At 59.3% G+C, this 12,851-nt stretch carries 9 protein-coding genes; 8 read left to right on the plus strand and 1 reads right to left on the minus strand.

Annotated elements, in window-relative coordinates:
• Nucleotides 1-470: 470 nt before the first annotated feature.
• The 6 genes from GAO09_RS06950 to GAO09_RS06975 are packed head-to-tail and all read left to right on the plus strand — an operon-like array spanning nt 471 to nt 7,311.
• The gene (locus GAO09_RS06950; protein WP_338015052.1) at nt 471-1,517 is read left to right on the plus strand and encodes a LacI family DNA-binding transcriptional regulator; all 1,047 of its coding nucleotides are present in this window, start codon (nt 471-473) and stop codon (nt 1,515-1,517) included.
• A 26-nt stretch (nt 1,518-1,543) separates the two neighbouring features.
• Nucleotides 1,544-3,145: an FAD-dependent oxidoreductase gene (locus tag GAO09_RS06955; protein WP_132279330.1), complete on the plus strand. Its 1,602-nt coding sequence runs from the start codon at nt 1,544-1,546 to the stop codon at nt 3,143-3,145.
• Between the two features lie 36 nt (nt 3,146-3,181).
• The gene (locus tag GAO09_RS06960; RefSeq protein WP_153353314.1) at nt 3,182-4,453 is read left to right on the plus strand and encodes an ABC transporter substrate-binding protein; all 1,272 of its coding nucleotides are present in this window, start codon (nt 3,182-3,184) and stop codon (nt 4,451-4,453) included.
• 12 nt (nt 4,454-4,465) lie between these two features.
• Nucleotides 4,466-5,398 carry a carbohydrate ABC transporter permease gene (locus tag GAO09_RS06965; RefSeq protein ID WP_132279041.1) on the plus strand — a complete coding sequence of 311 codons (933 nt, stop codon included), beginning with the start codon at nt 4,466-4,468 and terminating at the stop codon, nt 5,396-5,398.
• A complete protein-coding gene (locus GAO09_RS06970) occupies nt 5,388-6,230 on the plus strand; it encodes a carbohydrate ABC transporter permease (protein WP_132279044.1) in 843 nt (280 codons plus the stop codon). Before GAO09_RS06965 ends, GAO09_RS06970 begins: the two co-directional genes overlap by 11 nt.
• Nucleotides 6,231-6,246: 16 nt before the next feature.
• On the plus strand, nt 6,247-7,311 hold the full coding sequence (locus GAO09_RS06975) for an ABC transporter ATP-binding protein (RefSeq protein WP_153353315.1): 1,065 nt from the start codon (nt 6,247-6,249) through the stop codon (nt 7,309-7,311).
• Nucleotides 7,312-7,460: 149 nt separating this feature from the next.
• Here GAO09_RS06975 and GAO09_RS06980 read toward each other — a convergent pair whose 3' ends face one another.
• The gene (locus tag GAO09_RS06980; protein WP_153353316.1) at nt 7,461-8,474 is read right to left on the minus strand and encodes a LacI family DNA-binding transcriptional regulator; all 1,014 of its coding nucleotides are present in this window, start codon (nt 8,472-8,474) and stop codon (nt 7,461-7,463) included.
• Nucleotides 8,475-8,677: 203 nt separating this feature from the next.
• Here GAO09_RS06980 and GAO09_RS06985 point away from each other — a divergent pair, with 203 nt between their 5' ends.
• Nucleotides 8,678-10,606, plus strand: coding sequence for an ABC transporter substrate-binding protein (locus GAO09_RS06985; protein WP_132279053.1), 1,929 nt, complete (start codon nt 8,678-8,680; stop codon nt 10,604-10,606).
• Nucleotides 10,607-10,709: 103 nt separating this feature from the next.
• Nucleotides 10,710-12,824 (plus strand): family 10 glycosylhydrolase, encoded by a 2,115-nt coding sequence (locus GAO09_RS06990; protein ID WP_153353317.1) that lies wholly within the window; start codon nt 10,710-10,712, stop codon nt 12,822-12,824.
• The last annotated feature ends 27 nt before the right edge of the window (nt 12,825-12,851 follow it).

Here is a 12,851-nt window from a genome sequence, read left to right on the forward strand (position 1 = left end):
GAGCGACGACCACTGCTCAACCGTGCGGCGAGCTGTGCTTACCGTACGCTTGCCGCGACACCAAAATTCAGAGGGCAATCCTTCTCAACAATCATCGTGCTGCGTCAGTTTCTTCGCACAGACTGCTTGAGCTAGATACTTCGGCTGAATCAAAGGAACAACGCATTGACCTGCCTACATTTTTTAGCACGCAAATAAACAGGTCGACGGTTCAGATCCTATCAAGACCGTAATAACCGGCCGATATTGGCGCGGCCGCGCCCACGCACAACGCGGTCCAGCAAAGAAGACGAACCAGAATCCTGCTCACGAAATAGCAGGCTTATTCCTTTCCCTTCATAACTTTCGCTGCAGGCGAGGCAATTAGATCTTTCACAATCACCTCTTGACAGACCGCACGGTTGTTGTGCTAATGCGCATTAGCTGCTAATACGTATTAGCGCATTCTCGGATGTTTGGGAGGGCATCACGTGACCGGCCACAAGCGACTAACTCAGAACGATATCGCTAAACTTGCCGGCGTCAGCCAGGCTACGGTTTCGCTTGTGCTCAACGGCGCGCCTACCGCGTTGGCACGTATCCCTGCCGAGACCCGCGAGCGCGTCCAAGGCGTCATCCGCACGACCGGTTATGTCGCCGACCCGATCGCGAGGCGGATGGCCAAGGGGCTGAACCGCATCCTCGGCGTCTTCACCTACGAGCCGGCTTTTCCGAGCGCGCAGGCCGACTTCTTCACGCCCTTCCTGCTCGGTATCGAGGAGGAGGCGCAGCAGCAGAACTACGATCTCCTGCTTCTGACGAGCGCCGGTGTCGGCAATAACCGCAAGATATTCTCCGAGAACAACCGGCTCCGCATCGCCGACGGCTGCCTCGTGCTCGGCCGCGAATTCGACCGCAAGGAACTCGCCCGGCTGGTGGCGGAGGATTACCCGTTCGTGGCGATCGGCCGTCGCGACGATGCCGGCGGGCCGGTTCCCTATGTCGGCGGCGACTATGCGGCCGGCACCCGGAAACTCGTCGAAAAGGCCGTTTCGCTCGGCCACTCGAAGCTTGCCTATGTCGGTCCGGAAGGACCGGCGGAATCCATTGCCGATCGCTGGCGCGGTTTCGGTTCCGCGATGGGTGAGGGGCCGGAGCTTGCCCTGCATGTCGATGCCGTCAACCGGCCGGCCGGTGAGATCGTCGACGGGATCGTGTCGAGCGGTGCGACGGCCGCTTTCTTCATCGAGTTGGCGGATGCGGTGAGAGTCGAGGCTGAAGCGCGCGAGCGCGGGCTTTCCGTGCCGCGGGATTTCTCAATGGTCGTGCTTGGAAGCCATATCCGCGCCGGCCGCAGCCCGGTGCGTTTCACCTCCTACGAAATCCCGCGTGAGGAAATGGGACGGCAGGCAACGGCGATGCTGGTTAACCGGATCGAGACCGGCAGCGCCGGCAGCCAGATCCTCCTGACTTGTGGGCCCGTCGAGGGCGAAACACTGGGACCCTGTCCTTCGGGTCCAGCGAAGAAACGCCAATAGAGAACGGATGTAATGACGTGAAAGAGATGCGAGCAGATATTCTTGTCGTCGGCGGCGGACTTGGTGGCGTCGCGGCAGCACTTGGCGCGGCACGCGCAGGCAAGCGCGTCATCATGACGGAGGAATTCGACTGGATCGGCGGGCAGTTGACCAGTCAGGCCGTGCCGTCGGACGAACACACCTGGGTCGAGCAGTTTGGCATCACACGGTCCTACCGCAAACTGCGCAGTGGTGTCCGGCAATATTATCGCGACCACTATCCGCTGACCGAAGGCGCCCGCGCCTGGGGTGATCTCAATCCCGGCGGCGGCTGGGTGAGCCGCATCTGCGCCGAACCACGCGTCAGCCTGGCGGTGATGGAAAGCATGCTGATGCCTTATATCGGTGCCGGCCGGCTGACGGTGCTGAAACCCTATCGGCCGGTTGCCGCTGATGTCGAGGGCGATACGGTTCGCTCGATTACGGTTCGCCAGCGCGATACGGATGCCGAGATCGTCATTTCCGCCGACTACGTTCTCGACGCGACCGAACTCGGCGATCTTCTGCCGATGACGGGTACGGAATACGCAAAAGGCTTCGAGGCGCAGTCCGACACAGGCGAACCGAGTGCGCCGGCGGAAGCCCAGCCGGACAATGTTCAGGCGGTCTCAATCTGCTTTGCGATCGATCATGTCGATGGCGACCAGACGATCGACAAGCCGGAAAATTATGACTACTGGCGCAAGTACCAGCCGCATTTCTGGGGTGGGCCGCTGCTTGGCTTGACGGCGCCGCATCCGCGCACGCTGGAACATACGACACGCTCGTTCACGCCGAACCCGGATGATGATCCGCTTCTCGTCGATGCAGACCAGCGCAAGGGCGGTGGCGATGAGAACCTCTGGATTTTTCGCCGGATCGCAGCGCGCAAAAACTTTGCGCCTGGTTTCTACCAGTCCGACATCTGCCTCGTGAATTGGCCGATGATCGACTACATGGACGGCACGATTATCGACGTTCCGGACGAGGAAAAGGCGCGCCATCTGAAATCGGCGGCCGACCTTTCTTATTCTGTCTTCTACTGGCTGCAGACGGAAGCACCGCGTCTTGACGGGGGGCAGGGTTACCGCGGCCTGCGTCTGCGTGGTGATATCACCGGCACCGAACATGGCCTTGCCATGGCGCCCTATATCCGCGAAGGCCGGCGCATCAAGCCGGTAACTCGGATCGTTGAACAGGACCTGTCCTTTACAGTGCGCGGGGAAAAAGGCGCGATGCGTTATCGGGACAGTATCGGCGTCGGCATGTACCGCATCGACCTGCATCCCTCGACCGGCGGTGACAATTATGTCGACGTCCCGTCCTGCCCATTCGAGATCCCACTCGGTGCGTTGCTGCCGCAGCGAATGAAGAACCTCATCCCGGCCGGCAAGAATATCGGCACAACGCATATCACCAACGGTTGCTACCGCCTGCACCCTGTCGAATGGAACATCGGCGAAGTGGCCGGCATGCTGGCGGCGTGGTGCCTGGAGAAGGGGCTGACGCCACACCAAGTGCAGGAAGGCGACAGCCATCTGGCGGAATTCCAGGCGGCCTTGACCCGCGAAGGCATCGAAATCCGCTGGCCGGAGATCGCCGCCTACTGATTGTTGATCGAACCCATCTTTGGAGGAGGACTGGGAATGCTTTATCAAAGGACTTTGAAAACAACCGCCTGCGCGCTGGCGATCTTCGGATCGCTTGCGCTAGGCGGAACTGCCGAGGCGCAGGATGCGGTCAATCTTCGGATGACAATCTGGAGCGCCAATGAAGCACATCTGAAGCTGTTCAACGAGATCGCCGCGGGCTTCAAGAGGGATTATCCGAATGTCAGCGTCACTTACGAGTCGCTGCCGTTTGAGACTTACACGACGGCGCTGACGACCCAGATCGCCGGTGGCAACGCGCCCGACATGGCGTGGATCTTCGAGACTTCGGCCTATGACTTCGTCAAGTCGGGTGCACTTTACCCGCTGACCGATACTTTAAAGGCGGCAGAAGGCTATAATCTCGAAGAAGTCGGCACCGGGGCCACCGAACGCTGGACTGAAGACGGCAAGCTATACGCCTATCCGTTTTCGACTTCGCCGTTCGCCGTTTTCGTCAACAATGACCTGATCAAGGCTGCTGGCGCCAAAACACCGGCCGAGATGATCGCTGCAGGCGAATGGACTTGGGACAACGCGATCGGAACGGCCGCCGCCGTCGCCAAATCCGGCAAGGGTGGTCTGGTCGTACGCGACTTCAACTATCAGGCATGGCAATACCTTACCTCTGTGTGGAGCGGATGGGGCGCATCGCCCTGGAGCGAAGATGGCAAGACCTGCACCATGGCCGACAAGCCGATGGCGGATGCGCTGACCTTCATCCACGACGCAGTGTTCACCAAGAAGGCGATCCCCGGCCCGGGCGAGACAGTCGATTTTTTCGCCGGCAATGCGGCGATGACGATCACCCAGATCAGCCGCGCCTCGCTATTGCCTAAGGAAAAGGCGTTCAGCTGGGATCTCGTGCCGCTGCCGAAGGGCTCGGCAGGTGAATATGCGCTGATAGGCCAGGCGGGCATCGGCGTCATGCAATCGGGTAAGAATGCTGAAACGGCCGCCGAATTCGTCGCTTACATGACCAATCCGGAAAACTCGGCCAAGCTCAGCCAGTTCTTCCCATCTGCGCGCAAGTCGCTGCTGAATGCCGATATCCTGAAAAAGACCAATCCGTTGCTCAGGCAGGAGCAGATCGAAAAGGTCGTGATTTCAGGCATCGCCACCGGCAAGGTCATGCCCGGTCATACCGGCTTTGCTCAGATCCAGCAGATGGTTCGCTCCAATCTCGACGCCGTGTGGCGACCGGAGGCGGACGTGCCGGCTACTCTTCAGAAAATCTGCGGCCAGATCGGCCCGTTGCTGAAGCGCTGAAGGAGGTTGGTCATGGCTGTCGCGCAGGAAAACGCTCGTCCGGAAGGCCGTTCCTCATCGCCGTTCTGGACGATCGCGCGGCGCGACAGCCTCGCCGGCTTCCTCTTCATTGCACCACAACTGATCGGGATCGTTGTCTTTGTGCTGATCCCGCTCGGGCTGGTCTTCTGGTATTCGCTGCACGAGTGGAACGTGCTCGCGAATACCTTCACCTATACCGGTGCGCAGAATTACCGGATGCTGATGGAGGACGAGAACCTTCTCGAAGTGTTGGGCGCGACGGCGATCTTTTCCGCCGGGCTGGTGATCTTCAACCTGTCACTGGCCTTGCTGCTGGCCGTGCTGCTGAACCAGAAGCTCGCCGGCATCGCAGTCTTTCGCACCCTGTTCTTTTCTCCAGTCGTGGTCTCGTTGGTTGCCTGGACGATCGTCTGGGGCTTTCTCCTGCAGAAAAACGGCGGCATCAATGGCATGCTCCTGACGTTCGGCATCGAAGGGCCGAACTGGCTCAGGGAAGAGACGACCGCGATGATTTCGGTCATCGTCGTGCAGGTGTTCAAGAATGTCGGCCTGAACATGATCCTGTTCCTGGCTGCCTTGCAGGGCGTGCCGAAGGAACTCTACGAAGCAGCCCGGATTGACGGCGCGCCGGCCTTCAAGCAGTTCCGCCGCATCACCCTGCCACTGATCAGCCCGACGATCCTGCTGACCTCGATCATCACCATTGTTGGCTCGCTGCAGGTCTTTGCCCAGATCGCGGTGCTGACCCAGGGCGGGCCGGGTCTCTCGACGACGGTGCTGGTCTACTATCTCTACCAGCAGGCGTTTCAGTTTCACTTCTTCGGCTACGGCTCGACGCTGTCCATCCTGCTGTTTGCCATCGTCGCCATCCTGACATTCGCCCAGTGGCAGATGCGCAAGAGGATCGTCTTCTATGAGAGCTGATATTTCCCCGCGCACGAAGGTGGCGCTCTACGGAGTGATGTGCGTACTGCTCATCCCCTTCGTCTTTCCGACATGGTGGATGGTGACGTCGTCGCTCAAGCCGATAAGCGATATCTTCGCCTTCCCGCCGCAACTCGTGCCGCAAAGCTACGACTGGACGACTTATTCGAAGGTCTTCGAATTGCAGCCCTTTGTCCAGCAGTACTGGAACTCCGCCTATATCGCGGCGGTGGTGACCGTCGGCACGATGATCATCTCGTCCATGGCGGGTTATGCCTTTGCCCGGATCAGATTTCCTTACGCGAATGCGGTCTTCATGATCGTGCTGCTCGGCCTGCTGATCCCGTCCGAGGTGACGATTGTGCCGTTATTCCAGATGTTTCTGAAGGCCGGCATGGTCAACACTCACTGGCCGCTGATCCTCGTGCCGATCTTCGGCGCGCCCAGCGTATTCGCCACATTCGTCATGCGACAGTTCTTCGTGACGCTTCCGGCCGAACTGGAAGAGGCAGCCCGCGTCGATGGTCTCGGACGGTTCAAAATCTTCACCAGGATCGCCCTGCCGCTGGCAAAACCTGCGCTGGCCTCTGTTGCCATCTTCACCTTCCTGCATTCCTGGAACCTGTTCCTCGAACCTATCGTATTTCTTTCCAGCGCCGAGATGTTCACGCTGCCGCAGGCGCTTACCCAATACACGGATGCGTATGGTGGGCCGATGTGGAACATCCAGCTTGCAGCAGCCACCCTGACGGCGCTGCCCGTCCTCATCGTCTTCGTTATTGCCCAGAAGCAATTCGTCGAAGGCCTCGCCCATACTGGCCTCAAGGGCTGAACAACCGGATCATATCATGGCAGACGTCACCCTTTCCGATATCCGCAAGAGCTACGGCGCAGTAAAGACTATTCACGGCGTCGATCTCGACATCAAAAACGGCGAGTTCGTTGTGCTGGTCGGGCCGTCAGGCTGCGGTAAGTCCACACTTCTGAGAATGATCGCCGGTCTGGAAACGATCACCGGCGGTACCCTGAATATCGGCGATAGGGTCGTCAACGACCTCGACCCGAAGGACCGCGACATCGCCATGGTGTTCCAGTCCTATGCGCTTTACCCGCATATGACGGTTGCGACCAATATGGGCTTTTCGCTGGAGCACCGCGGTGCCAGCAAAGCCGAAATCACCGAGCGGGTGAATTGGGCGGCGGGCATATTGGGCCTTGGCAATCTTCTTGATCGTTATCCGCGCCAGCTCTCCGGCGGCCAGCGGCAGCGCGTCGCCATGGGCCGCGCAATCGTTCGCAATCCGCAGGTTTTCCTGTTCGACGAGCCGCTGTCGAACCTCGACGCGAAGTTGCGTGTCGTGATGCGCGGCGAGATCAAGGCACTGCATCAGAAGCTGAAGACGACCACTATCTACGTCACTCACGACCAGGTGGAGGCGATGACCATGGCCGACAGGATCGTCGTGCTGAACGGCGGCAGGGTAGAGCAGATCGGTGCGCCGCTTGATCTCTACGACCGTCCGGCCAACCAGTTCGTTGCGGGTTTCATCGGATCGCCGTCGATGAATTTTATCGAGGGCAAGATAACGGAGGCGGGCTTCCAAACATCGGGCGTGGTTTTGCCCCTGCCTAAGTCGATAAACACCGCAATGGGGCAGGCTGCCGTCTACGGCATTCGCCCCGAACACTTTCGATTGTCTGACCATCCCGGTCACGCGGGTGTTCCCGCCGAAATCGTGCTCATCGAGCCGATGGGGCCTGAGACGCAAGTGACGATGAAGTTGGGGGGAAATCAGGTAACCGGCGTCTTCCGTGAGCGGATCACTAGTGCGCCTGGCGAAGTGATGCACGTCTCGCCGGAGGTCGGCTCCATTCACCTGTTTTCTGAAGACGGTGATACCCGCCTCAACTAATGACGCGCTCATAACGCGATATGAGTGCTAAGCGAACTTGCGACCGCGTCATACAGCAATCGACCGGTTTGGTGGGGCGATCGATTTCCAATTGCTTAGGGATACTAGGTACGGTCGACAGTTCCAATCCCTTCATCACTGCGAAGCCTCTACGGGCTTGTGCGATCTAACAATTTCGCCCGCTTCGGCGCGGCGCCCGATGATCGCCTCTCGACAAAGGTCGACGCGATCAGGATGCGTCGTGCGTGCACCGGTTGACCCCGCGTTTCGATACGTTCCAGTAGAAGGCGCATCGCTGTCGCACCCATTTCGACCCCCTGGACCTTAATGGTCGTCAGGTGTGGGGAGATCTGGGTTGCCGCGGAGAAGTCGCCGAAGCCGACCACCGACATGTCTTCCGGGATGCGGTAACCCCGCGCCAGGAGTTCGGAAACGGCTGTGAGTGCCAAGCCATCATGGGCGCAAAACAGCGCCGTTGGCGCAATGCCAGCCTTGTGAAGCATTTGCAGCGCGGGGATAAAGCCTCCATCCTCCTTGAACCGCAAATCATGCAAACGCGCATCGGCATGTTGTTCGAGACTTTCGCGCAGGCCGTGATACCGCTCCATCCGGCCACGAAATCCTTCCTCGCCCTGCAGGAACGCGATGTCCCGATGGCCTAGCCCGGTCAGATAGTCGCCGACTGCGATGCCTGCCTCATGATCCGTTCCCCCGACATGGTCCGCCTGTTCCAGAGGGGAAACCCAGCCGAGCCGCACCACCGGGACGCCGGACAACTTCAGGATATCCAGGGTTCTTTGCTCATGGGGGCCGACGAGAATGATGCCCGCGCTGTCCTTCACCATAGTCTCCACCCTATTGGCGTCGTGCGTCCATTGCAGGCGAACAGGCTGACCGAGACGATGCGCTTCCCGTTGCATACCGTCCTGCAGCATCGTGCGTAGTTCGTAGCTGACGTTGTCGACCCGATCGTGGAAAATCACCGTGATCTCGCGCTGTTCTTCTACAGGCCTAGGGCGGAGATATCCCAGTTTTTCAGCAGCATCTTCGACGCGTTTCCGGGTAGCGTCGCTAACGCCCGGCTTTCCCGAGAGGGAACACGACACCGCGAATTTCGACAAGCCTGTGTGGTTGGCGATGTCCTGCAATGTAATCCGGCCCATGACCATCCTCATCGTCAGACCGGCACGCCGGTCTTGGAAACAAAATTCAACATAACGCTTTACCTAACAAATTACATAATACAAGCTGACAAAAAAAGAAGAGATAAAAGCTGCCTTGACAGGGCAATTTGTGGAAACGTGGCGGGACCGATCCTGAGGAGGGGAGGCCATCCTGGCTGCGACGTGAATGGAGGAGGAAAGTCATGCAAGGATTTAGTCGCCGCGCGTTTCTGGCTGCGAGTACTGCCGCTGTTATTCTGCCTGCAATGCCTGCGCTTGCGCAGGTGACTCCCGCCAGGGAGCCGGCCATGCTGGAAGCTTTGGTCAAGGCAGGGAACCTTCCCGCAGTCGCGGATCGCCTGCCGATCAACCCACTCGTCGTAACGCCTCTTGATCGCGTCGGCACCCATGGGGGTGACTGGAACAGCGCGATTGTCGGTGGTGGATCCCTATCAATGCTGTTTCGTTACCAGGCCTACGAGCCTCTTGTTCGTTATGCGCCGGATTGGTCGGGTGTGGTGCCGAACGTCGCAGAGCATTTTGAAAGCAATACCGATGCGACCGAATTCACTTTCAGGCTTCGCAAGGGGATGAAGTGGTCGGATGGAGAGCCTTTCACCACCGAGGACATCCTGTTCTGGTACGAGGATATCTTCGATTATGATGGCCTGAACGACGTTGGCCAGAACCATCTGCGAGCTGGAGGCAAAAAGGCGCGGTTCGAGGCTGTCGACGACGTCACGTTCAAGGTGATCTTCGCGGCACCCAACGGACTATTCCCGCTGCGGCTCGCTTGGGCAAACGACGACCAGACGACGCGTGCACCGAAACATTACCTGAAGCAGTTCCACATAAAATATAATCCGGATGCCGAGCAGCAGGCCAAGGCCAAGGGAGCTTCCGGCTGGATCCAATTGTTCCAGCGTGAAGCTGGTCTCGTCGTCGACAACGAGTTCTTCCAGAACTCGCAGCGCCCGGTCATTCACGCCTGGAAAATGGCAATAGCGCCGGGGCAGAGCACCGACCGCGCGGTTGCCGAACGTAACCCCTATTATTGGAAGGTCGATACCGAGGGCAATCAACTGCCTTACCTTGATCGCATCGTTTACCAGATGGTGGCCGATGCACAGGTCTTGCTGTTGAAAGCCATGCAGGGTGAGATCGACCTGATGGACCAATACATAGCCACCCCAGCCAACCGTGCCGTCCTTTACGACTCCCAGGAACAGGGCAAGTTCGGCCTTTATACGCTGACCTCGACCGAGACCAACGAGATGGTCTTCCAGCTCAACCTCAACCATCCTAACGAGGCCAAGCGAAAACTCTACAACAACAAGGATTTCAGGGCGGCGCTGTCTATGGCACTGGACCGTCAGGCTATCATCGACACTGTGTTCATCGGCCAAGGAACGATCTCGCAGCCCGCCGTCCGGGCGGAAGATCCACTCTACAACGAACGCCTGGCTACACAGTTCACTCAGTACGATCCCGATGCTGCCAACGCCCTGCTGGACAAGATCCTTCCGAACAAAGACGGTGAGGGTTTCCGACAGGATGAAAGCGGCAAACGGGTGACGATCATCTTCGAGATCGATCAGGCGCGCGCAACGTTTCTTGACATCTTCCAGCTCGCGTTGCCAATGTTCCAGGCGGTCGGCGTGGATGTGCAGATGCGAAGCATGGACCGCTCCCTGTGGGAGGTTCGGGTTCGCCAGGGCATCGAGTTCGATGGCACAGCGCATCGCTTCGGTGGCAATGGCGGTATCGCAGCCATCCTCGACCCACGCTACTTCATCCCCAACACGACAGAAGCCCTCTACGCTAAGGGGTGGCAGTTATGGTACCGCGACCCCGCATCCAAGGGAGCGGTCGAACCACCCCAGCCGGTCAAGGACGCGTTGGAACGATATGACCGCGTGCTAGGCTCGCCGGATCCAGAGGTACAACGTAAGTTGATGGCAGAAATTCTCGAGATCGCCGCCGACCAGTTCTATGTCTTCGGCGTCTGCCTGCCGAGCGACAGTTACGGCGTGGTGCGAAACGACATGCAGAACGTCCCCAAGACGATGCCGAACTCCTGGGGTTATCCGACGCCGGGACCTGCGAACCCCGAGACCTTCTTCAAGGCCTGATCACACTGTCTCGTCCCTGTCCTGGAAAGGTCCGGGACGCGTACTTCAACCTGTTGCACGTGCCCCACGGCGCGAAGGCACCCTATTGCCATGGAAAGCCCATATGCTGCATCGACCAAGCGAAGCCGTTGTTTCCACCGATCGTTCTCCTGAATGGTACAAGTCCGCCACCCGCTGGACACAGCTGACATTCGCGGAAGATGATCCCGATAAATACGATCCGGAATTCTGGATCGACGTGTTTCGGCGCACCAAGTCGAACGCAGTGTGCCTCTCGGCCGGCGGCTACATTGCCTACTATCCCAGCGAAATCCCGCTGCATTACGTGTCGAAATTCATCGGCGGCACAGACCCATTCGGCACCATCGTCGAGGGAGCTCGCAAGCTTGGCATGCATGTCATGGCGCGTGTCGACCCGCATGCCATCCACGCGGACGCGGCGGCTGCCCATCCGGAGTGGGTAGCGATCAACCGGGACGGTACGCCACGCGAACACTGGGCCTTCCCCGGCATCTACGTGACCGACGCGCTGGGAAGCTACAACCGCGACTTTACCACCGAGGTCATCCGGGAGATCGTCACCAAATACGACATCGATGCGGTGTTCGCCAACCGCTGGCAGGGGCACGGCGTTTCATACAGCGAAGATAATCAAAGACGTTTCAAAAGCGAAACCGGCTTTGACCTTCCCGCGAAAGCGGATGCCACCGATCCCGCATGGCAGGCATGGGCCGCATGGCGCCGGCGGGTACTCACGGACCTCGTGGTCTACTGGGACGAGACGGTGAAGGCCATCCGCCCCCACGCGAGCTTCATCCCCAACATGAGCGGTTCATCGCTCATGGAGTTCGACCTGTCACTCATCCAGAAGCATTGCCCGATCCTGTTCGTTGACCACCAGGCGCGCCAAGGCGTCGAGGTCGGCTGGTCTGCCGGCCGCAACGGCAAGCGCATCCGCGGGACGTTCCGCGACCGTCCGGTCGGGCTGATCACCTCCATCGGGCCGGAGGAAGAATATCGCTGGAAGGACAGCGTCCAGAGCGGCGAAGAGATCAAGCTGTGGATCCATGATGGCATGGCGCAGGGACTGTTTCCCTGGTTCACAAAATTCAACGCCTGCGTTCCGGATGATCGCTGGGTGCAGCCGGTCGTCGAGGCATTTAACCTGCATGCGGACATCGAGCCACAAATCGAGGGAATGCAGCCGACAGCCGAGATCGCCATCATCGATCCGTCGACGACGCTCAGGCACTGGGCACCAGAAGAGCGGCACATCGCCGAACACAACGATCTCGGTTTCTATCACGCCCTGGTCGAAGCGCGCATTCCGTTCGAGTTCCTCTCCGACCAAGTGATGACCCCAGAAGCACTCGACCGCTTCAAGCTGATCGTACTGGCCAACGCTACATATCTATCCGACGAACAGTGCTTGGCGATTGAGCAATATGTCCAGCGCGGCGGTTCGGTCGTGGCGGCAAGCGAGACCTCGCTCTACGACGAAGTTGGCACTCGACGGGATGATTTCGGTCTCTCGCGGGTATTCGGCGCATCTCTGACATCGGCTCCACGCGGTCCTGTCAAAAACACCTACGTGGCGCTGTCCGGCTCGCACCCTGTCAACAAGGGCTATGAGGGCGCCTCTCGCATCATCGGCGGTACACGTCTGATCGCTGTCGATGCAGATGCGACGGCAGACACCCCGTTCCTCTACGTGCCTGACTTTCCAGATCTGCCGATGGAGGAGGTCTACCCCCGGGAGGCGCCGACCGGAGCCGCCGTCGTTGCACGCGACACCGGCCACGGAGGACGCGTCGTCTACATCCCGTGGAATATCGGCGAGGTCTTCTGGAAGGTGCTTGCTCCCGATCACGGCCGATTGATCGCAAATGCGGTGACCTGGGCGATCGGCAAGGATCATCGCGTCCGGGTCGAGGGCAAAGGGATCATCGATATCGCCGTCTACGAGAGTGAGGACGCCATGGCGATCTTCCTGGTCAACCTCACCAACCCGATGATGATGAAGGGTCCCTTGCGGGAGGTCTATCCGATCGGTCAGCAAAACCTGTCGATCGAACTGCCGAAGGGGCGCAAGCCGGGGGCGATAAAGCTGCTCGTTGGCACTGAAGCGGTTTCAAGCCGTATCGTGGGGAACCGTGTCGAAATCCTGGTGCCTACCATTGAGGCTCTTGAGACGGTTCATCTCACCTGGCAGTCGTGAGCCAAGCAATAGCAGCGGGAGGAGACC

The sequence above is a fragment of the Endobacterium cereale genome, assembly GCF_009617585.1.
GTDB classification, from domain to species: Bacteria; Pseudomonadota; Alphaproteobacteria; order Rhizobiales; family Rhizobiaceae; genus Neorhizobium; species Neorhizobium cereale.

Bases quoted from the DNA above. Each gene is read 5' to 3' on its own strand.
- GAO09_RS06955 (WP_132279330.1), top strand. From the start codon at position 1,544: ATGCGAGCAGATATTCTTGTCGTCGGCGGCGGACTTGGTGGCGTCGCG.
- GAO09_RS06960 (WP_153353314.1), top strand. From the start codon at position 3,182: ATGCTTTATCAAAGGACTTTGAAAACAACCGCCTGCGCGCTGGCGATC.
- GAO09_RS06965 (WP_132279041.1), top strand. From the start codon at position 4,466: ATGGCTGTCGCGCAGGAAAACGCTCGTCCGGAAGGCCGTTCCTCATCG.
- GAO09_RS06970 (WP_132279044.1), top strand. From the start codon at position 5,388: ATGAGAGCTGATATTTCCCCGCGCACGAAGGTGGCGCTCTACGGAGTG.
- GAO09_RS06975 (WP_153353315.1), top strand. From the start codon at position 6,247: ATGGCAGACGTCACCCTTTCCGATATCCGCAAGAGCTACGGCGCAGTA.
- GAO09_RS06980 (WP_153353316.1), bottom strand. From the start codon at position 8,474: ATGGGCCGGATTACATTGCAGGACATCGCCAACCACACAGGCTTGTCG.
- GAO09_RS06985 (WP_132279053.1), top strand. From the start codon at position 8,678: ATGCAAGGATTTAGTCGCCGCGCGTTTCTGGCTGCGAGTACTGCCGCT.
- GAO09_RS06990 (WP_153353317.1), top strand. From the start codon at position 10,710: ATGCTGCATCGACCAAGCGAAGCCGTTGTTTCCACCGATCGTTCTCCT.